At 58.4% G+C, this 24,306-nt stretch carries 21 protein-coding genes; 8 read left to right on the top strand and 13 right to left on the bottom strand.

Going from position 1 to position 24,306, the window contains the following annotated elements; genetic code table 11:
- On the bottom strand, window positions 1-792 hold the full coding sequence (gene paaG, locus AC13E3_RS23115; protein ID WP_008173811.1) for a 2-(1,2-epoxy-1,2-dihydrophenyl)acetyl-CoA isomerase PaaG: 792 nt from the start codon (window positions 790-792) through the stop codon (window positions 1-3).
- Window positions 793-1,176: 384 nt separating this feature from the next.
- Between paaG and paaY the strand changes: the two genes are divergently transcribed.
- Window positions 1,177-1,776: a phenylacetic acid degradation protein PaaY gene (paaY, locus tag AC13E3_RS23110; RefSeq protein WP_008173812.1), complete on the top strand. Its 600-nt coding sequence runs from the start codon at window positions 1,177-1,179 to the stop codon at window positions 1,774-1,776.
- A 32-nt stretch (window positions 1,777-1,808) separates the two neighbouring features.
- On the opposite strand, the gene AC13E3_RS23105 is transcribed toward paaY, so the two are convergent.
- On the bottom strand, window positions 1,809-2,261 hold the full coding sequence (locus AC13E3_RS23105) for an Lrp/AsnC ligand binding domain-containing protein (RefSeq protein ID WP_273045466.1): 453 nt from the start codon (window positions 2,259-2,261) through the stop codon (window positions 1,809-1,811).
- Between the two features lie 159 nt (window positions 2,262-2,420).
- Between AC13E3_RS23105 and AC13E3_RS23100 the strand changes: the two genes are divergently transcribed.
- The gene (locus AC13E3_RS23100; RefSeq protein ID WP_482902608.1) at window positions 2,421-5,915 is read left to right on the top strand and encodes an NAD-glutamate dehydrogenase; all 3,495 of its coding nucleotides are present in this window, start codon (window positions 2,421-2,423) and stop codon (window positions 5,913-5,915) included.
- Between the two features lie 170 nt (window positions 5,916-6,085).
- The gene (putA, locus tag AC13E3_RS23095) at window positions 6,086-9,715 is read left to right on the top strand and encodes a bifunctional proline dehydrogenase/L-glutamate gamma-semialdehyde dehydrogenase PutA (protein WP_482902607.1); all 3,630 of its coding nucleotides are present in this window, start codon (window positions 6,086-6,088) and stop codon (window positions 9,713-9,715) included.
- Window positions 9,716-9,753: 38 nt separating this feature from the next.
- Here putA and AC13E3_RS23090 read toward each other — a convergent pair whose 3' ends face one another.
- From AC13E3_RS23090 to AC13E3_RS23050, 9 genes are all read right to left on the bottom strand, one after another.
- On the bottom strand, window positions 9,754-10,692 hold the full coding sequence (locus tag AC13E3_RS23090; RefSeq protein WP_008173820.1) for a 5-oxoprolinase subunit C family protein: 939 nt from the start codon (window positions 10,690-10,692) through the stop codon (window positions 9,754-9,756).
- Window positions 10,682-11,374, bottom strand: a complete 693-nt coding sequence (gene pxpB / locus AC13E3_RS23085; protein ID WP_008173822.1) for a 5-oxoprolinase subunit PxpB — start codon at window positions 11,372-11,374, stop codon at window positions 10,682-10,684. Before pxpB ends, AC13E3_RS23090 begins: the two co-directional genes overlap by 11 nt.
- Window positions 11,371-12,105 (bottom strand): 5-oxoprolinase subunit PxpA, encoded by a 735-nt coding sequence (locus tag AC13E3_RS23080; protein ID WP_053112789.1) that lies wholly within the window; start codon window positions 12,103-12,105, stop codon window positions 11,371-11,373. The genes pxpB and AC13E3_RS23080 overlap by 4 nt, the downstream gene beginning before the upstream one ends.
- 31 nt (window positions 12,106-12,136) lie before the next feature.
- Window positions 12,137-13,444, bottom strand: coding sequence for a TRAP transporter large permease subunit (locus tag AC13E3_RS23075; RefSeq protein WP_273045470.1), 1,308 nt, complete (start codon window positions 13,442-13,444; stop codon window positions 12,137-12,139).
- Complete coding sequence (locus AC13E3_RS23070; RefSeq protein ID WP_008173829.1) at window positions 13,444-13,962, bottom strand: TRAP transporter small permease; 519 nt, start codon at window positions 13,960-13,962, stop codon at window positions 13,444-13,446. Before AC13E3_RS23070 ends, AC13E3_RS23075 begins: the two co-directional genes overlap by 1 nt.
- 59 nt (window positions 13,963-14,021) lie before the next feature.
- Complete coding sequence (locus AC13E3_RS23065; RefSeq protein ID WP_273017403.1) at window positions 14,022-14,987, bottom strand: TRAP transporter substrate-binding protein; 966 nt, start codon at window positions 14,985-14,987, stop codon at window positions 14,022-14,024.
- A gap of 50 nt (window positions 14,988-15,037) precedes the next feature.
- Window positions 15,038-15,853 carry a putative hydro-lyase gene (locus tag AC13E3_RS23060; protein ID WP_008173834.1) on the bottom strand — a complete coding sequence of 272 codons (816 nt, stop codon included), beginning with the start codon at window positions 15,851-15,853 and terminating at the stop codon, window positions 15,038-15,040.
- A gap of 68 nt (window positions 15,854-15,921) precedes the next feature.
- Window positions 15,922-16,854, bottom strand: a complete 933-nt coding sequence (locus AC13E3_RS23055) for a LysR family transcriptional regulator (RefSeq protein WP_104269841.1) — start codon at window positions 16,852-16,854, stop codon at window positions 15,922-15,924.
- 23 nt (window positions 16,855-16,877) lie between these two features.
- Window positions 16,878-17,579, bottom strand: a complete 702-nt coding sequence (locus AC13E3_RS23050) for a lytic transglycosylase domain-containing protein (RefSeq protein WP_474545783.1) — start codon at window positions 17,577-17,579, stop codon at window positions 16,878-16,880.
- Window positions 17,580-17,755: 176 nt separating this feature from the next.
- On the opposite strand from AC13E3_RS23050, the gene AC13E3_RS23045 reads away from it, so the two are divergent.
- Both AC13E3_RS23045 and AC13E3_RS23040 read left to right on the top strand, forming a co-directional pair.
- Window positions 17,756-18,280, top strand: a complete 525-nt coding sequence (locus tag AC13E3_RS23045) for a shikimate kinase (protein WP_474545782.1) — start codon at window positions 17,756-17,758, stop codon at window positions 18,278-18,280.
- Between the two features lie 171 nt (window positions 18,281-18,451).
- Window positions 18,452-18,835 (top strand): sll1863 family stress response protein, encoded by a 384-nt coding sequence (locus AC13E3_RS23040; RefSeq protein WP_482902606.1) that lies wholly within the window; start codon window positions 18,452-18,454, stop codon window positions 18,833-18,835.
- A 35-nt stretch (window positions 18,836-18,870) separates the two neighbouring features.
- On the opposite strand, the gene AC13E3_RS23035 is transcribed toward AC13E3_RS23040, so the two are convergent.
- Entirely contained in the window at window positions 18,871-20,271 is a 1,401-nt protein-coding gene (locus AC13E3_RS23035; protein WP_482902605.1) for a dicarboxylate/amino acid:cation symporter, read from the bottom strand.
- Window positions 20,272-20,296: 25 nt separating this feature from the next.
- Window positions 20,297-20,995, bottom strand: a complete 699-nt coding sequence (locus AC13E3_RS23030; RefSeq protein WP_008173846.1) for a pseudouridine synthase — start codon at window positions 20,993-20,995, stop codon at window positions 20,297-20,299.
- Between the two features lie 55 nt (window positions 20,996-21,050).
- Between AC13E3_RS23030 and AC13E3_RS23025 the strand changes: the two genes are divergently transcribed.
- Genes AC13E3_RS23025 through AC13E3_RS23015 form a run of 3 tightly spaced genes read left to right on the top strand, consistent with a single transcriptional unit; the run spans window position 21,051 to window position 24,276 of the window.
- A complete protein-coding gene (locus AC13E3_RS23025) occupies window positions 21,051-21,290 on the top strand; it encodes a TIGR02647 family protein (protein ID WP_008173849.1) in 240 nt (79 codons plus the stop codon).
- A gap of 59 nt (window positions 21,291-21,349) precedes the next feature.
- Window positions 21,350-22,084 carry a TVP38/TMEM64 family protein gene (locus AC13E3_RS23020; protein ID WP_482902604.1) on the top strand — a complete coding sequence of 245 codons (735 nt, stop codon included), beginning with the start codon at window positions 21,350-21,352 and terminating at the stop codon, window positions 22,082-22,084.
- Window positions 22,081-24,276, top strand: coding sequence for a hypothetical protein (locus tag AC13E3_RS23015; protein WP_482902603.1), 2,196 nt, complete (start codon window positions 22,081-22,083; stop codon window positions 24,274-24,276). The genes AC13E3_RS23020 and AC13E3_RS23015 overlap by 4 nt, the downstream gene beginning before the upstream one ends.
- Window positions 24,277-24,306: the final 30 nt, after the last annotated feature.

Below are 24,306 nucleotides of genomic sequence, written 5' to 3'. Positions count from 1 at the left end.
TTATTTCCCCTTGAAGTTCGGCGTGCGTTTTTCCATGAAGGCGGCAACGCCCTCACGGTAGTCTTCGGTCTGTCCCGCCATGCGCTGCAGATCGCGCTCCAGATTGATCTGCTCTTCAAAGGTGTTGCTGGCGCTGGCGTGCAGTGCCCGCTTGATCAGTGCAAGGCCCTTGGTCGGTTGGGTCGCGAAATGGCGGGCAAGTTTCATGGTCTCTTCCATGAGTTGCTCGTTATCAACGCAACGCCAGATCATGCCCCAGTTCTCGGCCTGCTCGGCGCTGATCTTGTCGCCCAGAAGTGCCATGCCTTTGGCTCTGGCCATGCCCGCTACCCGGGGCAGAGTCCAGGTGCCGCCGGAATCAGGTACCAGCCCCAGTTTGCAGAAGGCCTGAACGAAATTCGCAGAACGGGCTGCCAGGGTTATGTCGCAGGCCAGGGCAATGTTGGCGCCGGCGCCAGCGGCCACCCCGTTAACCGCACAGAGCACGGGCATCGGCAGATCCCGGAGGCTCCGCATCAGCGGGTTGTAATAGTTCTCCAGAGAGGCGCCCAAGTCCGGCATTTCCTGATCTGGTGAGACGCTGCGGTCGGAAAGATCCTGCCCCGCACAAAAACCCCGGCCGGAGCCGGTGATGACCAGTACACGGACAGACTCATCCTTGCGCACGGTGCTGATGGCATCGCGCATACGCTCATGCATTTCAACGTTGAAACTGTTCAGGTTGTCCGGACGGTTCAGGGTAAGCAGAGCCACGCCCTGATCGATTTCAAGAAGAATGCTCGGCTGAGTCATGGCGGTATGTCCTGTTGTTTGTTGTAGGGGGGATAGCGCGAAAGGTGTGTTAAATCGGCACACTGCTATCGAATGTGGAAAATGAGTATATCTTAGAATTGATACTCGTCAAGGATTGTGCTGGCTTGGTTCTGTATCACTTTGGTCGGAGGTAATCGACTGCTTTGTCTATATTGCTGAATATCCAGTAAAAATTCATCAGCGCTCTCAGGTTTGAGCCATTGCAGCGGTCGATTCTCGTCTCAAAACAGGCGCCAAGGTATGAAAAATCTCCCGGAAAAGGATAATGTGATACAGAAAATGAATCACAATGACTTTTCGGGTCCCACGTTCAGCCTGTCGTTTGGCGGAGCGCTGCCAGGCCCGTCCGCGAAGGAGACCGTTATGCCCAGCTACAGTATAGAAGGCGTTGTTCCTGTTGTTCATCCGTCCGCCTATGTGCATCCAACCGCCGTTCTCATTGGGGATGTCTGGATCGGACCGGATTGCTACGTGGGGCCTGCGGCTTCGCTGCGTGCAGATTTCGGGCGGATCATTCTGAAACAGGGGTCGAATGTTCAGGACACGTGTGTCATGCATGCCTTTCCCGGGATGGATACGGTTGTCGAGAAAAACGGACACGTCGGCCATGGCGCAATCCTGCACGGCTGCGTTGTCGGAGAAGATGCCATGGTGGGCATGAATGCGGTGGTGATGGATGAGGCGCACATTGCACCCCGCTCCATTGTTGGTGCCTGCGCGTTTGTTAAGGCAAAGTTTACCTGTGAGCCGGGATCGCTGATTGTTGGCTCGCCGGCCAAGGTTATGCGCATGCTGAGCGACAAGGAAATCGCCTGGAAGAGAAAGGGTACAGAAGAGTACCAGCGACTCACGCTTCGTTCTCTGGCAAGCCTCGAGGAGGTCCAGCCACTGTCAGAAGCCGAGACGGATCGGCCCCGGGTGGACGCCAGCGGTTACAAGCCCAAGTACGAGCAGTCCGAATAGATGGTTTGGCGCCGGCTAAGGGGAGGTTGCTCTCAGAGCCCGGCGTCCTTGACGTTCTCCATAACCACAAACGTGCTGGTTTGCAGCACGTGGGGCAGAGCCGAGATTTCCTCCCCAAGAACCTGCCGGTATTCCTGCATGTTGCGGGTTCGGACTTTTAACAGGTAGTCGAAGTTGCCGGCAATCATGTGGCACTGCTCCACCGCCGAGACGCTCTGAACCGCTTTGTTAAAGGCGGTCAGGGCGCCGCTGCTGGTGTCGTTCAGGGTGACCTGGGCGAAAGCAATGTGGCTGAGACCAAGTTTGGTCTGGTTAACCAGGGCCGTATAACCGGTGATATAACCGTGCTCCTCAAGCCGGCGCATCCGCACTTGGCACGGAGTTTTGGAAAGGCCCACCCGGGACGCAAGCTCGGTTACCGTGATTCGGGAGTTCTTCTGTAGCTCGCGAATAATGGATTGGTCTATTCGATCCAAATCGGCCATGTTGTCGATTCCAGGCTGGATTAACGGCTAAATCACCTTGCAAATATAATCGAAACTCCTCTAATTCGAAACTATATGGTCTAAGTGACTTTCGGGGCTTGCGTATACTGTTATTAGCATCAGCCCAGTTTGAACGTTTACCAAGTCCGGAGAGTTTCGATGACCGATTCCCGCGTATTACAAAAACAAACCTTGCTGGAACAGCTTGCCGATGTCCTCCAGGATCAGGCGCCAGACAACGACGACTCCCTCGAACTCCGGGAAATCGTGGCCCGGATGGTGGAGGAATCCCGATCCTGGGACGATGACCTGCATGGCGAGCTGGTCCGGAGTTTCGGCGACTCCATTGGCGGGCGCTATGCCCAGGTGTTCAGCGGCGGGTTCCCCTCGGCCTATCGGGCAAGATTTTCGGTATCCGAAGCCCTCGCCGATATAGAGCAGATCCAGTCCATCGCGGTGAGCACCGATGTGCCCATGCGCTTCTACCAGCCGCGGGATCCTGCCGAAACCGGATTCCACTTTAAACTCTATAGTCAGGGCCAGCCCGTTGTTCTCTCGGATGTGATCCCTATTCTGGAGAATCTGGGCATGCGGGTGCTCGGTGAGCATCCCTATCGGGTCCGGCGCCGCGACGGCGAAAACTTTGGCGTCAGTGATTTTACCGTGGAGCTCCACGACCGCTGCCGGGATGCCGACCTGGATACGGTCCGCCCGCTGATCCAGTCTGCGTTTCGCGAAATCTGGAACGGCTTCGCTGAAAATGACGACTTCAACCAGTTGATCATGCTGTGCGGTCTGGACTGGCGTGAAGTGGCGCTGATCAGGGCCTATGCCCGTTATATCAAGCAGATTCGATTCGGTTTCAGTCAGCCCTTCATCGCAGAAACACTGGCTCGTCATCCGGATATTACCTCGCGGCTCGTTGCATTCTTCTTCAGCCGTTTCGAGCCCAACATAAAAGGGCGTAAGGGGAAGGCGGAGCGGCTTGACGCCGAGCTCCGGGACGCCCTCGAGGCTGTGGCAAGCCTGGACGACGACCGCATTCTCCGGCGCTTCTTTGTGCTCATCCGGGCAACTCTCAGAACCAACTATTTTCAGGCCCGGGAGGATGGCGGGTTTCCGTCTTACCTGTCACTGAAACTGGATCCGTCGTCCATTCCCGACATTCCGCGTCCGAGGCCGAAGTTCGAGATTTTCGTCTACTCGCCCCGGATTGAAGGCGTGCACCTTCGCGCCGGGCCGGTGGCCAGGGGCGGGCTTCGTTGGTCTGACCGGATTGAGGATTACCGCACGGAGATCCTTGGGCTGGTGAAAGCCCAGCAGGTCAAGAACTCGGTGATCGTGCCCGCAGGCGCCAAGGGCGGTTTCGTGGTGAAGCAACCGCCACGGGACGGTTCAAGGGAGGCTATGCGGGAGGAAGGTGTTGCCTGCTATCAGACCTTTATACGGGGGCTTCTGGATATCACGGATAACCTGGATGACGGCCAGGTGGTGCCTCCGAAAAACGTGGTTCGATATGACGGCGATGATACCTACCTGGTGGTTGCCGCCGACAAGGGCACAGCCACGTTTTCCGATATCGCCAACGCACTGGCGGCAGAGTACAACTTCTGGCTGGGCGATGCCTTTGCCTCCGGGGGCAGTGAGGGCTACGACCACAAGAAAATGGGTATCACCGCCCGGGGCGCCTGGGAGTCGGTGAAACGGCACTTCCTGGAAAAAGGCACCGATACCCAGAGCGATGAGTTCACCGTGGTCGGTATTGGCGATATGGGTGGCGATGTATTCGGCAACGGCATGCTCCTATCCGACCGAATTCGACTTATCGGTGCATTCAATCACCAGCATATTTTTGTCGACCCGGATCCGGATGCTGCGGCCTCGTTTCGCGAGCGAGAGCGGCTTTTCAAACTGTCCGGCTCATCCTGGGCCGATTACGATACCCAGCTGATCAGCGACGGGGGCGGTGTTTTCTCCCGGTCCATGAAGTCTATTCCTGTGTCGTCGCAGATGCGCAAGGTGTTGGGCATCAAGGCACGCAGCCTGTCGCCTGCGGATCTGATCAGCGCTTTGTTGAAAGCGCCGGTAGACATGCTCTGGAACGGTGGTATCGGGACCTATGTGAAGGCGCCTTCAGAGTCCCATGAGGATGTGGGCGACAAAACCAACGATGCGCTTCGAATCGACAGTAACGAACTGCAATGCAAGGCATTGGGAGAAGGCGGGAACCTGGGTGTTACCCAGAAGGCCCGCATCGACTTCGCCCGTCGTGGCGGCTCCGTGAACAGTGATTTTATCGATAACGCCGGTGGCGTCGACTGCTCGGACCATGAGGTGAACATCAAGATTCTGCTGAATGACCTGGTGCACCGACAGCTGATGTCGCTTCCGGAGCGAAACCGGATGCTCAGGGCCATGACGTCTGAGGTGGCCGAACTGGTGCTGCGCAACAATTACCGACAGGCGATGGCGCTGAGTCTTGCCCAGAACCCCGCAGTTGCCACCGCAGACCAGTACGAACGGCTGATGCGCAGGCTGGAGACAGAAGGCAAACTGGACCGCAGTCTCGAATTTCTTCCGTCGGATGAAGAATTGCAGGCTCGCCGTGAGCACGGCGGCGGCCTGACACGCCCTGAACTGGCGGTACTGGTTTCCTACGCAAAAATTGAACTCAAGCAGGCCCTGGTCGCATCACCGATCGTCCATGACCCGCGATTCAATTCTGCGCTGCACTCGGCTTTCCCGGCCTCTCTGCTGGCCGCCTTCCCGGAAGCGGTGGGGGCCCATCCCCTGCGTGCAGAAATCTCGGCCACCCAGATTGCCAACGACATGGTAAATCGCATGGGGATCACCTGGTTTGACCGGATACGCAGCGCTACCGGGGCTGATGCTGGACGGATTGCCTCGGCCTACCTGATCTCCCTGCGAATACATGACGTAGACGCCCATTGGGAGAGTATGGAATCACTGGATGGAAAAATTGACGCCGGCGTTCAGGCAGACCTGTTCGCCGATGCCATCCGGTTGGTGACCCGAAGCACCAGCTGGCTCTTGCAGAACCGCCGGCAGGCGCTGGACCCGGTTTCCTGTATCGACCATTACCGGGCTCCCATGGCGGATGTGCTGGCTTCAAAAAGCCGACTTGAATCGGTGATTCCTGCAAGTCGCTGGTATGAACGCTATGCTGAATACTGTGAGCGGATGGTTCCGGAAGATCTTTCCGCCTGGTGCGCTTCCGCGGAAAGCCGTTACTGGCTGATGGACATGGTCGAGATCGCCCGTCAGCTGGACGAAAAGCTGGATTCGGTGGCCTGGGTGTATTTCACGCTCGGTGAAAGCCTGAACCTGACCTGGTTGGACCGGCAAATGCGGGCCTTCCGGGCAAATGGCCACTGGCAGGTGTTGGCGACCATTCATTTCAGGGACGAGCTGGATCATCAGTTACGGAATCTCACGCTCAGCGTGTTTTCCGAGCCCGTTGATGGCGACGGAACGCCTGAGCAGCGGATTGAGGCGTGGCGGGGGAACAAGCGGATGTTACTCGCCCGCTGGGAGCGGATGCTGAACGACATGCAGGCCGCCAATGATGTGGATTGTGCCGTTTTCTCGGTGGCTCATGGAGTGCTCAGAGAGCTGGCATTGAAAGCCGCATAGCAGGACTACGACAGGCAAAGTGACCGAAAATCACGTTTTTTGGAGAAAAATATTAATTTTTTGTGATGTATTAAAGACGTAATGGCGCGCTTGCCTTGAATTTATAGCGAAATAGTCTTTGTCGATCTCGGTAAAATGCCGGAGAGACAAACAACTAAGAGGGTACAACTATGAGACCGCAGCAATCACAGACGCCCGAGCTTGTCGATAGCCGGCAGGCGATTCGTGATTATTATCTCGCTGACGAGCACAAGGTTATCCACGAGATGATTGCTGGTGCCCAGTTGTCCCAGGCCGAGCGCGACGCCATTTCGGCTCGTGCGGCTGAACTGGTACGCAGCGTTCGCAAGAATGCCAAGTCCACCATCATGGAAAAATTCCTGGCGGAGTATGGCCTGACGACCAAGGAAGGCGTTGCCCTGATGTGTCTGGCCGAGGCGCTGTTGCGCGTGCCTGACAACACCACCATCCACGAGCTGATCGAAGACAAGATCACCTCCGGTGCCTGGGGCACCCACGTGGGCAAGGCGTCCTCTGGGCTGATCAACACCGCCACCGTTGCCCTGCTGATGACCAGCAACCTGCTCAAGGATTCCGAGCGCAACACCGTGGGTGAAACCCTGCGCAAGCTGCTCAAGCGCTTCGGCGAGCCGGTTATCCGTACTGTGGCCGGTCAGGCGATGAAAGAGATGGGGCGACAGTTCGTTCTGGGTCGCGATATCGATGAAGCCCAGGATGAGGCCAAGGAATACATGGCCAAGGGTTACACCTATTCCTACGACATGCTGGGCGAAGCTGCCCGCACCGATGATGACGCCAAGCGTTATTACGACTCCTACTCCAACGCCATCGACAGCATTGCCAAGGCGAGCAAGGGCGATGTCCGCAAGAACCCCGGCATCTCGGTCAAGCTCTCCGCCCTGCTGGCCCGTTACGAGTACGGCAACAAAGAGCGGGTCATGAACGAGTTGCTGCCCCGGGCCCGCGAACTGGTCAAAAAGGCCGCGGCTGCGAATATGGGCTTCAATATCGATGCCGAGGAGCAGGATCGTCTGGATCTGTCTCTGGATGTGATTGAGGAGCTGGTGGCGGATCCCGAGCTTGCAGGCTGGGATGGCTTTGGCGTGGTTGTTCAGGCGTATGGCAAGCGCTCCTCTTTCGTACTCGACTGGCTCTACGGGCTGGCGGAGAAGTACGACCGCAAGTTCATGGTGCGTCTGGTGAAAGGCGCCTATTGGGATGCTGAAATCAAGCGTGCCCAGGTTATGGGTCTGAACGGGTTCCCCGTGTTTACCCGCAAGGCCTGCAGTGACGTCTCTTTCCTGTCCTGCGCCACCAAGCTGTTGAACATGACGAACCGGATTTACCCACAGTTCGCCACCCACAACGCGCATTCGGTATCTGCCATTCTCGAAATGGCCAAGACCAAGGGTGTGGACAACTACGAATTCCAGCGCCTCCACGGCATGGGCGAATCCCTGCACAATGAGGTTCTGAAGGTCAGTGGTGTGCCCTGTCGCATTTATGCGCCGGTTGGCCCGCACAAGGATCTTCTGGCGTACCTGGTGCGTCGTTTGTTGGAGAACGGTGCCAACAGCTCCTTCGTGAACCAGATTGTGGACAAGCGCATCACACCGGAAGAGATTGCCAAGGATCCGATTGTCAGCGTTGAGGAGATGGGCAATAACATTTCCAGCAAGGCGATCGTGCACCCGTTCAAGCTGTTTGGCGATCAGCGTCGCAACTCCAAAGGCTGGGATATTACCGATCCGGTCACGGTTAACGAGATCGAGAAAGGTCGCGGAGCCTACAAAGACTATCGCTGGAAAGGTGGTCCGCTGATTGCGGGTGAGGTGGCCGGTACCGAAATCCAGGTGGTACGTAACCCGGCCGATCCGGATGATCTGGTTGGCCACGTCACCCAGGCCTCCGATGCTGATGTAGACACCGCGATTACCTCAGCGGCGGCCGCGTTCGAGAGCTGGTCCGCCAAATCGGCTGAAGAGCGTGCTGCCTGCGTTCGCAAGGTGGGCGACCTGTACGAGGAGAACTACGCCGAGTTGTTCGCGCTCACTACCCGTGAAGCGGGCAAATCCCTGCTGGATGCGGTTGCTGAGATCCGTGAAGCGGTCGATTTCTCACAGTACTACGCCAACGAGGCCATCCGCTATAAAGACAGCGGCGATGCCCGCGGCGTGATGTGTTGTATTTCGCCCTGGAACTTCCCGCTGGCGATCTTCACCGGGCAGATTCTGGCCAACCTCGCGGCAGGTAACACCGTGGTGGCGAAGCCGGCTGAGCAGACATCCCTGCTGGCTATTCGCGCCGTGGAACTGATGCATCAGGCGGGTATCCCGAAGGATGCCATCCAGTTGGTCCCGGGTACCGGCGCAACCGTGGGTGCAGCCCTGACCTCCGATTCGCGGGTGAGCGGCGTGTGCTTTACCGGTTCTACCGCTACTGCCCAGCGCATTAACAAGGTCATGACCGAGAACATGGCGCCGGACGCGCCGCTGGTGGCAGAGACCGGCGGCCTGAACGCGATGATCGTGGACTCCACGGCATTGCCGGAGCAGGTTGTCCGTGACGTGCTGGCGTCTTCGTTCCAGAGTGCCGGTCAGCGGTGTTCCGCCCTGCGTATGCTCTATGTGCAGAGAGACATTGCCGATGGCCTTCTGGAAATGCTCTACGGTGCAATGGAAGAGCTCGGCATCGGCGATCCCTGGCTGCTGTCCACGGATGTGGGCCCGGTGATCGACGAGAACGCCCGCAAGAAGATCGTGGACCACTGCGAGAAGTTCGAGCGCAACGGCAAGTTGCTGAAGAAAATGACAGTCCCCGAGAAAGGCCTGTTCGTTTCGCCGGCAGTTCTCAGCGTCAGTGGTATTGAGGAGCTGGAAGAAGAAATCTTCGGGCCAGTCCTGCACGTGGCCACGTTCGAGGCGAAGAACATCGACAAGGTGGTGGACGACATCAACGCCAAGGGCTACGGCCTGACGTTTGGCATCCACAGCCGTGTTGATCGCCGCGTCGAGCGTATTACCAGCCGGATCAAGGTGGGTAACACCTATGTGAACCGCAACCAGATCGGTGCCATCGTGGGCTCCCAGCCATTCGGTGGTGAAGGCCTGTCTGGCACCGGTCCAAAGGCCGGTGGTCCGCAGTACGTCCGTCGTTTCCTGAAAGGTGAAACGGTCGAGCGCGAGGCGGATTCGAACGCCAGGAAGGTGGATGCCAAGCAGTTGCAGAAGCTCATCGGGCAGCTGGACAAACTGAAGACGTCCAGGCCTGAAGCTCGTATGGACGCAATCCGGCCCATCTTTGGCAATGTTCCGGAGCCACTGGACGCTCACGTGGAAGCGCTACCCGGGCCAACGGGTGAGACCAACCGCCTGTCCAACCATGCCCGTGGCGTGGTGCTGTGTCTGGGACCGGACAAGGAAACCGCTCTGGAGCAGGCGGGTACCGCGTTGTCACAGGGCAACAAGGTGGTGGCGATTGCACCGGGCACCCAGGATGTGGTCGATCAAGCGAATAAGGCCGGGCTGCCGATTGTTGGCGCCGAGGGTCTGTTGGAGCCGGAAGCACTGGCAACCATCGATGGCTTCGAGGCGGTAGTCAGCTGTGGCGATCAGCCCCTGCTGAAAGCCTATCGCGAGGCACTGGCCAAGCGTGATGGTGCCTTGCTACCGCTGATCACTGAGCACACGCTGGATCAGCGATTTGTGATCGAACGCCACCTATGTGTCGACACAACGGCCGCGGGCGGTAACGCCAGTTTGATTGCCGCCTCGGAATAAGCGGCGACAATCGGTGCAAAACGCGCCCGGCGTCAGGTCTACCTGACGCCGGGCGCGCCTGTTTTCAGTCTCTGGTTAAACAGCATTCGGCGGCCTTCGGCCTCGGCAACGTCCGAGAGGAAGAAGCTCACCGATGATCCCGGCCCACGCTGGGCCAGAAGGCCTGCATCCAGCGCGCTCAGGCAGCCGATTTTCGGGTAGCCGCCGATGGTTTGCCGGTCTTTCATCAGAACGATTGGCTGGCCATCTTTGGGCACCTGAATAGCTCCGTAGGCAATCCCTTCCGAAATAATCCCGTCCAGATCCGAATGAATCGCATCGCCCTTCAGGCGATAGCCCATGCGATCAATATTCTGGCTGATTTCGTAATCGCACGAGAAAAACTTCTCCCGCTGAACTATAGAGAAGCTCCGATACTGATAGCCGGGAATAACCCCCAGGCGCAGGTGTTGTTGATAATCGGGGACTTCCGGCTCGGGAAGAAAAGCTTCAACAAACGATGCGTTTTTCTCAAACTCCAGCGTATCGCCCTTGGCCAGTTTCGCGCCTTTGCCATCCAGGCCGCCCAGGCCCTCGCGTGCCACGGTGGCGCAACTGCCAAGCTTCATGGCTGGCTTGAATCCGCCGCTGACCGCCAGGTAGGCCCGCAAGCCGCTCACAGGCGTGGTGAAGTCCAGTCTGTCGCCCTTATTGATGTGATGGGTGCGCCAGGGCGCAATGGCCTGATCGTTGATACGGGCGCCCAGATCGCCGCCGGTAATGGCAATGCAGGCCTCATGGTTCGCCTTCAGGCTGAACCTGCCAAAGGTGATTTCGATCTGTGGGGCATCGAGATCATTGCCCAGCAGGCGGTTCGCCCAGAAAAATGCAAACTCGTCCATGGGGCCGCCGGTGGTCACGCCCATATGCTGGTAGCCGTGGCGGCCGGCATCCTGAACAAGGGCCAGCATTCCGGGTTCGAGGACTTCAAAGCTCATCGAGGTTGCCTCCCAGCTCCAGGAATTCGTCCCGGCTTATGGCGCGAAAGCGCACCTGATCGCCGACCTGTACCAGGGCCAGAGAGTCGCTGTCCCAATCCACCATTTTCTGCGGCGTGCGGCCAATGATTTGCCAGCCACCCGGTGTGCAGCTCGGGTAGATTGCGGTTTGGGTGCCTGCGATACCGACGCTGCCGGTAGGGACTTTCAGTCGGGGCGTGGATTTCCGCGGAATGGCAATCCGTTCGTCGGTACTTCCCAGGTAGGCAAACCCCGGAGCGAAGCCGATGGCGTAGACCTGATAAAGCTGTTCACTGTGAATGCGAACGACCTCGTCCCGGGACAGGCCGGCATGCTCGCAGACATCCTCCAGGTCCAGACCCACTTCGCGATCATAGTAGACGGGCAGCTCGACGATGCGGGCAGAGTCGCCCTCGGTGGAACCATCATCCTCGGAGTCGATCGCTGCGCGTACTCTGCGAACGATGGCAAACCGGTCAGCCTGTTCCAGATCCCAGGTCACCAGAATTGAGGTGTATGAGGGAACCAGGTCAACAATGAGGTCGGACATGTCGCGCCGCAGCCGGTCTGTGGCCCGCTTGACCAGGCCTGCGGATTCCGCACCGATCTGGTCGCCAAAATACACCATGCAGGTGTTTTCGTTGACCGACTCGATCCTCATAGCGCTTCCACGACCTGTCGCATATGCCGTGCAGCGTCGACGGCATGGTAGCTGTCGCCGTGAATACAGATGGTATCGGCCTTGATCGGAATATGTTTGCCCGAGATCGAGGTGACCGTTCCTTCGCGGATAATCTGGGTGACCTGCGCCTCAATGGCTTCGGTTGTCTCGTGGACGGCACCACGAACCGACCGTTTTACCAGTCTGCCCTCGTCGCTGTAGGCGCGATCAGAGAACGCCTCGAACCAGACCTCGATGCCATATTCGTCCGCGCGATCCTTGACCTGTTGCCAGTCCGGCGTTGCCATGACCACCAGGGGGCACTTTGGTGCGTAGGAGCGAACAGCGGACATAACCACGGACAAGGTGGTGTTATCGACCATCATCCGGTTATACAGGGCGCCGTGGGGCTTCACGTAGGAGATGGAAGTGCCATGTACCTGGCAGATGCCGTTGAGCGCCGCCATCTGGTAAACCAGGATAGCCTTGAGCTCGTCCGGGCGGCAGTCCATGTCCCGACGGCCAAACCCCAGCAGGTCCGGGTAGCCCGGGTGGGCGCCAATGGTCACGTTCTGGGCCAGAGCCAGCTTGACCGTGTGATCCATGGTCAGCGGGTCGGATGCGTGAAACCCGCAGGCAATACTGGCCATATCAATGTAGGGCATGACTTCGGCATCCATGCCCTTGGTCCAGGTGCCGAAGCTCTCGCCCATGTCGCAGTTGAGTTTCATTGTGTACCTCCGAAAAACGTTGTGTCCTGCATTATCCCTGGCTCATGGTCTGGGGCAGGTAGGTGACAATCTCAGGGAACCAGCCGATCAGGAAAAGTGCTGCCATGATCAGCAGGAAGAACGGCAGGGCTGCCCGGGCCACGTACAGTATGTCTTTACCTGTCAGAGCCTGGATGACAAACAGGTTGAAGCCCACCGGGGGCGTAATCTGTGCCATCTCTACCACCAGCACAATAAAGATCCCGAACCAGAGCAAGTCGATGCCGGCCTGCTGAACCATCGGCATGACAACCGCCACGGTCAGAACCACAACCGAAATCCCGTCCAGGAAACAGCCGAGGAGGACGAACAGCACTGTCAGGCCAACCAGAAGTTCGAACGGTGACAGGGACATGCTGCCGATCCAGGCGGCCAGTTCCCGCGGAATACCCAGGAAGCCCATGGCCAGGGTCAGAAAGTGGGCACCGACGAGAATCAGGCCGATCATGCAGGAGCTTTTCACAGCGCCCAACAGGCTGTCCTTGAAACTCTGGATGCTGAGTGAACCGGTTGCGGCCGCGATGATCAGCGCGCCGAACACGCCCAGTGCAGCGGCTTCGGTTGGCGTGGCAAAACCGGTGTAGATAGAACCGAGTACGAAAATGATCAGGCCAACGATCGGAAGCAGCATCTTCAGGGCCTTGATCTTGACCGAGAACGCCAGGTTTTCCTTTTTGGTGGTTGGGAGTTGATCTTTGTTGAGCTTGGCCCAGATCATGGTGTAACCCATGAACATGGCAACCAGCATCAGTCCGGGCAGAGCACCGGCAATAAACAGGCGGCCAATGGAAACTTCCGCGGCCACGCCATAAACAATCAGAATAATGGAGGGCGGAATCAACAGCCCCAGCGTGCCGGAGCCAGCCAGAGTACCTACCGCCATCTTGTCGCTGTAACCCTGGGCTTTCAGTTCTGGCAGAGTCATGCGGCCAATTGTTGCGGCAGTGGCTGCGGAAGAGCCGGAAACCGCCGCAAAAATGCCACAACTCAGAATGTTTACATGGAGAAGCTTGCCCGGCAGCCCGCCCATCCAGGGGGCCAGCCCTTTGAACAAATCCTCGGACAGTCGTGTACGGAACAGAACCTCCCCCATCCAGATGAACATGGGCAGGGCCGTCAGAGACCAACTGGTACTGGCGCCCCAACTGGACGTGGCGAACAGCAGGCCGATCTGATCGTTTCCGGAGAGCAGCAGGCCCAGAATGCCGACCCCAACCAGGGTCAGGGAGACCCACACGCCTACGGCGAGCATCAGGATCATCGCAACTGCCAGGACAATCGAGAGAAATGCGATATCCATTACACTTCCTCCAGATTGATCTCGTCTTCATGCTGCTGGTAGGAAGGAGTGCGCTTGCGAATCACGGCAACCAGGTCGTCCAGGATGGCAATGTTGAGTGCCGTCATTCCCAGTGCAACCGGAACCTGCGGTATCCAGATGGGGATCGGGATATAGCCGTGGGACACCTCCTCGAAGATGTAGGATTCCCACACCATGTGCCAGCCATAGAACGTCATGTAGCAGGCGAGCCCGAACCCGAAAATGAGGACGACAAGCTCCTGCCAGAACCTTGGCCGTGCCGACCACTTCTGGATAACCAGGGTCACCCGGATATGGCCGCCGTTATGAAAGGTGTAGGCAAGACCGAAGAAGGTGGAGGCGGCAAGAGCCCAGCCGGACACGTCTTCCGCTGAGGGAATGATAAAGCCGAACAGGCGGCCCACGATCTGCGCCAGGATGACGACCATGATCAGGGCGATGCAGAAACCAGCAGCGTAACCGGATGCCAGATAAAATTTCTCTCGAAGAGAGTTCATAACGGATGCCTCCCGGAACAGCCTCCTGAACACTCAGGAGGCTTCCGTTGAGTGAACTTTTAGCGGTAGTTGGACAGGATAGCGCCGACTTCCTCCGGTGCTTCCTGTTCCCACTCTTTCACCATGATGTCGCCGATCTTCTGGAGCTCGGCCATCAGTTCCTCAGACGGCTCGGAAACCGTGATGCCATTTTCCGCCAGGGTGGCAGTGTCCTCTGCCGCGGTCTTGCGAACGCCTTCCCAGCCTTTGGCCTCGGCAGCGGCGGCCGCATCCAGGATAACCTGCTGCTGCTCATCGCTCAGGCGACGGAAGGCGCGCTTGTTGACGACTACGACGTTCTTGGGAATCCAGGCCTTGATGTCGGTGTAGTGGGAAAGGTAATCCCAGGCCTGCCCGTTCGCGCCCGTGGACGGCGAGGTGATCATGGCGTCGATGATGCCCGTGCTGAACGCCTGGGGAATCTCAGGTACCTGAACCGTTGTCGGGGTGGTGTTCATCAGGTCAGCCAGACGCGACGTAGAAGGGCTGTAAGCCCGCATCTTCAGACCTTCCAGATCTTCCAGCGTGTTAACCGGGGCTTTGGTATACAGGCTCTGTGCCGGCCAGGGCACGGTATACAGCAGGGTCATGCCTTCCTTGTCCAGCTGCTTCTCGATCTGGGGCTTGGCGGCTTCCCAGAGTCTTTTGGCATCTTCGAAGCTGGTTGCCAGGAACGGAATATTGTCGTGTTTGAACACCGGATGGGTGTTGCCCATGATGCCGATGAAGATTTCACCCAGCTGCACCTGGCCGGTTCTTACGGCCCGGGGAATTTCCGGGTGTTTTACCAGGGATGCACCGGAGTGAACGGTGATGGTGATGTCACCATCGGTGCCGTTCTTGATGTCCTCGGCAAAACCGTAGGCGATCTGGGTAGGCAGGTTGGCGTCGCCGTAGGGCGTTGGCATGTGCCATTGATCGGCCTGAACGGCTGAGGTAAGCAGCGCCCCGGTAACCAGGGTGGCTGTGGCGAGTTTTTTGAACATAGTGAATCTCCCGTTTTTCTGTTTTTTATCGTTTAAAGGGAACTGGGGCTTCAGAGTACCGCCAGTTCTTCATTCAGCCGCTCGGTAAGCAGCATTTTTCCCGGTACGTGGGTTATTGCGAAAGGCAGGCGCGCGTTCTCGAGGGCCAGTTGCGGGGTAACCCCGCAGGCCCAGAACAGCGGAAGCTCGCCCGGCCTGATCGTTACCGGATCTCCAAAATCAGGCTGGTTAACGTCCTGGATGCCAATGAGCGCCGGATCGCCGATGTGAACCGGTGCACCGTGGGCCTTTGGCAGGCGGGTCGTGATCTGTATCGCGCGGATGGCATCCGCACCGTTGAACGGGCGCATGGAAACCACCATGTTGCCGCTGAACCGGCCCGCGGGCCGGGTAGCGATGTTCGAGCGGAACATGGAAACGTTCCGCCCTTCGTCCACGTTCCGGACTGAGAGGCCGGCCCTGATCAGGGCATCTTCAAACGAGAACGAGCAACCCAGGACAAAGGTCACCAGGTCGTCCTGCCAGAGGCTTTTGAGATCCGTGACTTTCTCCGCCCGCTCGCCATTCCGGAATACCTGGTATTCAGGTACATCGGTCCGGATATCCAGATCGTGTCCAAGGTCGGGAAGGGCCGGATCTCCGGGTTGAGACATGCCGATCAGGGGGCAGGCAACCGGGTTATTCTGACAGTATAGGAGAAAATCGCCGGCCCATTCGGACGGCAGGATGACCACGTTCCCCTGAAGCAGGCTGTTGGCCTGGCCACTTGTAGGCGCTGTGTGGTCGCCCGAACGAATGCGAGCGCGTAATTCTGAGGCCTGATCAAGCAGGTTGTTCTTGAAATCGGAATACGCACCGGTGTGCATGACGGTAACCCCTGATTGAAATTGTCTTTTACAACTAAATTTCAGGGTATACCGGCTGGTGAAAAAGTCTAATTATCGTTTTTTAGGTCTTGCGATAACTTTTCGTGATGTGTGGTCCGGTCGTATTCGTCGGAGACCATCACTCCAAGGTTCGCTGCCAACTCTGCAATCGGGTTGAAGGGTGCCCCGGAATAGGAGGCTGTGAAGGCGAGTTCTGAGGGCGTCCATGAGGTATTGAGCTGGACCAGGCGGCCGCTTTGCAGTTCGTGCTTGATCACGCTTAGTGGAAGCGTTGAAATACCAATGCCATCAAGGGTCAGCTGCCGGCAGGCTGCCAGTGAACTTGACGAATAGAAGCGCGCTGGAAGGTCGTCCAACTCACTGAATTTCTGGCTGATTTCAGCAAAGGGTTTGGTATTTCGGGCATAGGTAATGACGGGCCACTCGGCGAGCTCTTTTAGTTCCAGAAGCTTGTCTGGAAGATTCAGCTCCGGGCTGGCTACCCAGATCAGCGGGAAACTGCAGAGCGACCGATTCTCAATTTTCGGCTCAGATACGGGGCCCATCAGGAAGGCCAGATCCAGGCTGCGATCCAGCAAGCCGGATCGGAGGTTGCCGGAGACATCCACCGTGATTTCCACATCCAGATTGGGGGCCGTTTCGTGCAGTTCCCGGAAAAAACGCGGCAGCCAGGAGTGCACAATGGTTTCGGAAACCCCGAGCCGGAGAATGCCGGAGAGCGAGGCTCCCCGGTCTGCGCGCTTGCGCAGTTGCTGGGCCATGAAGACAATTTTCTCGGCATAGGGCAGTAGCTCCTGCCCCTTGCTCGTAAGTTTGCTGTGCCCGGACTCGCGCTCGAACAGCCTGACGCCAAGCTCGTCTTCAAGAGCTGCGATACGGTTGGAAATGGCCGGCTGGGTGGTGTGCTGGTGCTCGGCAGCCTTGCGAAAGCTACCCAGCGTGGCAACCCAGATAAAGGTCTCCAGACGCTTGAAGTTCATTGATTCCCGGACCTCAGAGGGGCCTACAGCGCAGCATAGCGCTCGTGAAGGATGCCAACCCGTTCAACATAGGCCTTTGTTTCGGCGTAGGGCGGTACGCCCTGGTAGCGGCTCACGGCACCGGGCCCTGCGTTGTAGGCGGCGGTGGCTAGCCGGATGTCCCCATTGAACCGGTTGAGCATCTTGGCCAGATAATGCACCCCGCCACGGATGTTCTCGGCCGCCGCCAACGCATTGCGCACACCGAGTTCTTCGGCAGTACCTGGCATAAGTTGCATCAGCCCTTGTGCGCCCACGGGGGACAGGGCCTTTTCGTTGAAGGCAGATTCGGCGTGGATCACAGCGCGAACAAGCGCGGGATCAACCCCGAATTCCTGTGCCGCCGTCTGGATCTCGGAATCGAATGGCTTTGTGAATAGTGGCGTCTTGCGCCAGTCGACGCTGGATTCCGGGTCACAGGCGTAACAGTGGAAGCGGATAACGTCGAACTCGGCACCGGCAGGCTGGACGCTGCTATACGCCACCACGCCGTTGTTATCGGTGTAGCGGTAGACGGTATCGTTGCCGGAGGAGGCCCTGGGCTGGCTGGCGTTTTTCACGTTGGTGAATTCCACGGTGCCATCCGGATGCACAATACGCTTGATGCCGTCTGCCATGGCGGGTGCCGACAGAACGAGCAAAAGCGCTGCGATGGATGGGATCAGAAATGCTCTGCCGTTGGTCATTACTCACTCGCGAAAGAAGCCGCTAATGGCCGGTTTCAATTATTCTCCAAAACCGCCTTTGGCTGAATTATACGGGCTTGCCCGGCGGAATAAAGCGCGCGCTCTGTCGGAAAAATGTTACGTTCTGCGTATTGCTGGCCAGTTCTCACTCTTCGAAGAGGCAGTTCAAAAGCATCATGGCTAACCCGACCGACACAGGCAACCTCGTTCTCATCGGTATGCCCGGCAGCGGCAAGAGCACCGTGGGCGTGCTGCTGGCCAAACGGCTGGGCCTCGGGTTTATCGACACCGATCTGCTCATTCAGGAGGACGCTGGCCGTACCCTGCAGACTATTGTAGACGAGGATGGTTACGAAGCCCTGCGCCGCATTGAGGAGCAGGTACTGCTGAAGCTGGATGTCCGGCACAAGGTGGTCAGCACAGGGGGCAGCGCGGTCTACAGTGATCGAGCCATGGAACACCTCAAGACCAACGGTACCGTGGTGTTTCTTGATATCCCGCTCGACCTGGTCATCGAGCGAATCGGTGATCACAGCATGCGGGGCATTTCCCGGCGGCCGGATCAGTCGCTGCAAGCTTTGTTCGAAGAGCGGTTTGAATTGTATTCCCGTTATGCGGATCTGACGGTCAAGGGCGAAGGTCTGAATCAGGACCAGGTCTGCGAGGCGGTTGTCGATAGCCTCATTTCAAAGCAACAGTGAGTCCCAGTATTAGGTTTAGTTAAGGTGCATCCAGCCAGACCTCGCTGCTAAAGTCCGGGGACGTGTTGGGAGGACTGAATCATGAAGAACTGGGCTTACGCACTTACGATCGTTTTTGCTGGAATGTTTTCAGGGACTGCTCTGGCTGAATCATCACCAGAGGATTCTTCCGTGGAGTCGCTTAAACAGGAAACCCGGGAGTTGGGCGAGGCGCTTCAGGACTATGGTTCTGACCAGAAAGAGCAGGCTGAGGATTCGATCAACAAAACATTGTCCGCCCTGGACAAACGGATCCAGGAGCTTGAGCAACAACTCTCGAAAAACTGGGACGATATGAGCGATACCGCCCGAGAGCGGTCCCAGAAGAGCCTCGAGTCGTTGCGAGAACAGAGGGCTCGTGTCCAAAACTGGTATCAGGAACTGAAAGACAGCTCGGCATCCGCCTGGGAGAAGGCTCGAAAGGGATTTTCCGATGCCTATGAAGCGCTTTCAGAGCAATGGAACAACACCGAGGAGGAGTTGCAGGACTCGGAAAAACGCTCCGACAGCATCTGAGCTGGCCCCGCGCTGGTCAAGTCAACTCCGCCCGATCAAGACGTTTCTTCCGGTACTGGTTCGGGCGGCAGTCTCTTTCCCGCCAGATTCTCCATCAGCCGGCAGGTCACCAGGTCGCCCGTCACGTTGATGGCCGTCCGGCACATATCCAGGATTCGATCCACGCCCATGATCAGTGCGATGCCGCTGGGAGGGATGCCCACGGTTTGCAGCACCATGGCAAGGATCACGATGCCTACCCCGGGCGTGGCCGGTGAGCCGATGGACGCGCCCACAGCCATGGCGACCACGAGCGCCATACTGCCCATGCTGAGATCAATGCCGTAGACCTGTGCAAGAAAGATGGTAGCAACGGCCTGGTAGAGTGCCGTGCCGTTCATGTTGATGGTGGCGCCCAGGGGAATCACGAACTGGGAAACCGACGGCCGGACACCGAGCTTGTCTTCGGCGGTTCTTATGGAGAGCGGCATGACGGCCGCCGAGCTGGATGTGGAAAAGGCCAGCAACAGCACATCCCGGGTGTCTTTCAGGAACCGGACGGGGGATTGGCCGGCGAGCAGCTTCAGGATCAGCATGTAAACGCCCAGAAGTCCCAGCAAGCCCGCAATGACGGTTGCGACGTAAGATGCTATGCCCAGCATTGCCCGGAATCCCAGGGTGGTTGTGAGTTGGGCCATCAGGCCGAACACGGCAATGGGGGCAAGGCGCATTGCCCAGCGTACGACCGTCATGCAGATTTGCTGGAGGGAATCGAGCAGGTCCAGCATGGGCCTGGATTTTTCCGGGGCCATGCTCACCAGGGCAATGCCGACAATGATGGAGAAGATCACCACCTGGAGCATCTGGCCTTCAACCATGGCATCGAGCGGGTTGCCCGGTAGCAGCCCGATCAGGGTCTTGGGCAGCTCATCCACACCCGGCATGGAGGCAACAGGCACACTGTTTTCCCCGGCCTCAACGGGAGTGCCGAGCCCTGCCATCATTCTGCCGGGGTTGATCAGGTCGCCGATCCAGAGACCTATCGATGCTGCCATGGCCGTCGTGATTACGAAAAAGCCGGTTACCCTCAGGCCCAGCTTTCGCAACTGTTCAAGGTCTTCGCTGGCGGCGAGCCCGCGAACCACCGAGGCAATTACCAGGGGGATTACGATCATCTGGATGGTGGCCAGAAACAGTTGCCCCGGGAAAGCCAGCCAGTTACCGATCAACGTCCCGGTTTCCGGTTCCACGAGTCCCACCGACGGTCCCAGGAGCGTGCCTGTAATCAACCCGAGGAACATGCCAATGAGCACCTTCAGCCAGAGCTTTCCCTGCACCAGCCCCGAGAGGTAGCTGCTGAGATGACGCAGTGGCCGTGGGTAAAATCGCTCGTCTGGTTTGGCATTGCCTTGAATCTTCCCTGTTTCTGTTGGAGCTACCCTGAAAGCATAGCCCATGCTGGCTCTGCGTTTGTGAGGCAGATCAATCCGGCATCAGGTTGATTTCTTCGGCAGTCAGTGAGCGGTATTCGCCGGCCGCCAGGTCATCGTCCAACAGGATATTTCCCATCCGTTCCCGATGCAGGGCCGTTACGCGATTACCGACGGCATGGAACATGCGCTTCACCTGATGGTAACGGCCTTCGTAAATGGTCACTCTGGCTTCACAGGGGCTCAGAAGATCCAGGTCAGCAGGTGAGGTGGTGAGTTGCTCGAACTCAAACCAGATGCCCTCCGCGAATCGATGAGGGGTCTCTGGAGAAATCGGATAGGCGGTGCTGACCCGGTAGACTTTCGGGATCTTGATTCGGGGCTCGGTAAGCTGGCGTGACCAGCGGCCATCATTGGTGAGAATCAGCAGGCCCGTGCTGGCGCGGTCGAGTCGTCCGGCAATGTGCAGATCCTCGCGCAGTTCTGGCGAGATCAGCTCCATCACGGTCCGATGGGTGTCGTCGAGCGTTGCACTCAGAAAACCTGCAGGTTTGTGGAGCATGAGGTAATGGCAGGCTTCAGCCTCTTGAATGATATCGCCGTCCATCCGTACGCATGAAAACCGATCCACCTCGGCAGCAGCATCGCGGCAGGTGACGTCATTTACGGCCACCCGACCGGAAGCAATCAGAAAATTGGCCTGACGGCGACTGATGTCATTCCGGTTGCTGAGAATTCGTGAAAGCTTCATGGTGTGAATCGGCTATGCTGAATGTAAACCCCCGATAATAATACGAGGAAATGCCATGCCATTCTCTGTTGATCACCTTGCCGAACTCAATTTGCTGGGCCAATTTCCTTCCACCTCGACTCAGGAAGGGCTCAAGGTTCATGCCCATTCGGCGGCTCCGGAAACTGTGAAGGCCGCCGAAAACCTGCATGCCAAGGGGCTGATCAGCCAGAAAGATGGCGGCTACCTCACGCCGTTGGGGGCAGAGGCAGTGGATCTGACCCAGAAGCTCCAGTCGATTCTCAGTAGCTCATAAAGCGCGGATGACCTGTCCGGCCTTTGAGACCCGGTGCCCTCCCGCGTTAGGGTGAGGCCATGAGCAACTGGAAGAAGTCGCCCGTCCTCTGGATGGGCGGGAGCATTGCCGCCGTTGGGCTGATAGTCGGTCTGCTTTACGCCTTCGGTGTGCATCAACAGGTCGTTGAGCTTCTGCGCTGGTTTGATACCCAGGGGGCCTGGGCGGCTCTCCTCTTTGTCGGCATCATGGTGCTGGCCATGGTGCTGTTTCTGCCCGGGGTGTTGTTGACCACCGGAGCGGGTTTCGTGTTCGGCGTGTTGGAAGGCACAGCCTACGTGGTGGTGGGCACTACGTTGGGCTCGGCCATTGCCTTTCTGGTTGCCCGGCATTTTCTGGGTGAGCACGCCCGTGTGTACATTCGCAGCCGCGCGCGATTGTCTGTCGTCAGCAACGAAATGGCGCCTCACGGCTGGAAAATCGTACTCCTGACCCGTCTGATCCCTTTCTTCCCCGGCAAGCTGTCCAATTTTCTGTTCGGTCTCACCAACTTCTCGTTTGGCGGTTTCGTTGTCGGCACCTTTTTCGGTGTGATTCCCTTTTCCCTGCATAACGTGTATCTCGGCTCGCTTGCCGCCGACCTGTCAACTCTGGGTGTGCGGGAAACCGGCCGTTCACCCCTGGAGTGGGCCATTTACGGTGCCGGTTTCGTAGGCACGGTAATGGCCGTGGTGTTTCTCAATCGTCTCGCCCGGCGGGCACTCGCCCGTTACAAGGTCGAGACTGAGCCAACAGAACAGGAGGCAAACGAATGAGCTGGATGAAGTGGCTGCCCTGGCGTTACCTGGTAAAACGCGTGGCCCACCGCCATGGTTTCCTCGATCCGATCGCGCTGCTCGGGAAACTTCACAGTTTTGCCCAGCCTTCGGAAGTCGGCGAGCCCATCGAACTGCTCCGGGCCGGCGTGGTTTTCCATGCGCGGGGGCTGATCAACAGTCGGGTCATCCAGCACAACCTCGATTGGGTCTGGCCTTACTGGGTGGAGCGCCAGTTCGACCCCGAAGACATTGCCTTCATTCCCCGGGCATTCTCGATTACCCACATCAATCTCAGTAACCGTAACTGGACGGCCATCGGCCAGCCGGATGTGGATGAGTTGCCCGTGGTGGATCCCCGGGGGTTGCTGACACCGCTCCATGACGGCTGGTCACTGGATGCGTGGCTGCTGGCGGACGATGGCCGGTGCCTTCTGCCCTCTCGTTGCAAAACGGCCCGGCAACGCCAGGAACTTGAGGGTGGTCCCTGCGTGGTCACAGAGTCCGAACTGGACGGGCTGGCCCTGACCAGCCGTTCACGGGTAGTGGTCGAAAATGGCCGGCCGGTGTGCGAGATGGTTCTGAAGGCGCGGTCAGAGACATCCGGCTCACTGGTGCTTTCGCTGCGTCCGGCGAACCCTGAGGGGATCAGTTTTATAAACAAGGTCCGGCTGTCCGAGCAGAGAGATGCCTGGACCGTGGATGGCAAGCAGGCGGTGTTTTTCAGCCGGCCGGCGGAGCGGCACCATGTCTCCGACTACCGCCAGGGCGATGTCCGCATTCACCTTCAGGACACAGAGGACCAGAGTGAAGGCCAGTGCGATGTCGGTATGGTTACAGCCGCCGCCCTGTTTACGGTCAAGGCCGGGGAGGATTCAGAGCTTACGGTCAGGATGCCGCTGTCCGATGATTCTGCGCCCACCATCCGTTCTGATGCCTGGGGCAGAGCCCTGGAAGGCCATACCAGGCTGGAGTGCCCCGATGAAACCTGGCAGTTTCTGTACGACGCGGCTCTTCATTCCCTGGTGCTGCATTCGCCGGAGGATGTATACCCCGGGCCATACACTTACAAGCGCTTCTGGTTTCGAGATGCCGCGTTCATCATCCACGCACTGCTCTGCGCCGGACTTACCGACCGGGCCGAACGGGCGCTGTACCAGTTTCCGGCGCGGCAGCTGAAGAATGGCTATTTCCGTTCCCAGGAAGGGGAATGGGATGCCAACGGTGAAGTGCTCTGGATTCTCCGGCGATTCCATGAAATTACGGGCCGGCCCCTGCCCGGTGAATGGCAGGAGCCTGTGCGCAAGGGCGCTCGCTGGATCGAGAACAAGCGCCTGAGTGACACCACTGACCAGCCCCATGCCGGCCTGCTGCCCGCCGGCTTCAGTGCTGAGCACCTGGGGCCCAATGACTATTACTACTGGGACGACTTCTGGGGCATCGCCGGCCTGAAGGCCGCCGAATCACTGTTTGCCACGATTGACCGGGAAATCGGCGAGCATTTCGGCGCCGGTGCCCGGGAGTTCAGCCAGACGGTGGATCGCAGCCTGGCAACCTGCGAGCAGCGACTCAAACGACCGGGAATGCCGGCCTCGCCCTATCGCCGCCTGGATGCGGGCGCCATAGGCTCACTGGCGATGGGTTATCCGACCCAGCTGTGTGAGCCGGATGATCCCAGGTTGCTGGACTGTGCCGAATTCCTGCTCGAAAAATGCTTTGTGAAAGGGGCGTTCTATCAGGACATGATTCACTCGGGTCTTAACGCCTACCTCACCCTGCACGTGGCTCAGGTTCTCCTGCGTGCGGGCGATGCTCGATTCCTGGATCTGGTGGATGCGGTGGCTGGCCTGGCATCGCCCACCGGGCAATGGCCGGAAGCCATACATCCGGCGACCGAGGGCGGCTGTATGGGCGATGGTCACCATGTCTGGGCGTCGGCCGAGTGGGTGTTGATGGTCCGCAACTGCTTTGTCCGGGAGGAGGGAGATCGTCTCATTCTCGGAGCTGGTATCCCTCCCCGGTGGCTGGAGCAGGACAAACCAATCCGCTTCGGGCCGGCACCGACCAGTTTCGGATCCGTGTCCGTCACCATTACGCCCCGGCCGGGCGCAGCACCCGAAGTCACCTGGGAGGGTAACTGGCACGATTCCGAGCCGGCTATCGAAGTAAGGCTGCCGGAGACCCGCGCCTGACAAACTGTACTGGTCACGAAACCGGATTTC

The organism is Marinobacter sp. L-80 (genome assembly GCF_056859395.1).
Note: the sequence above shows the minus strand (reverse complement) of the source record. Positions and strands in the feature narration are given on the sequence as shown.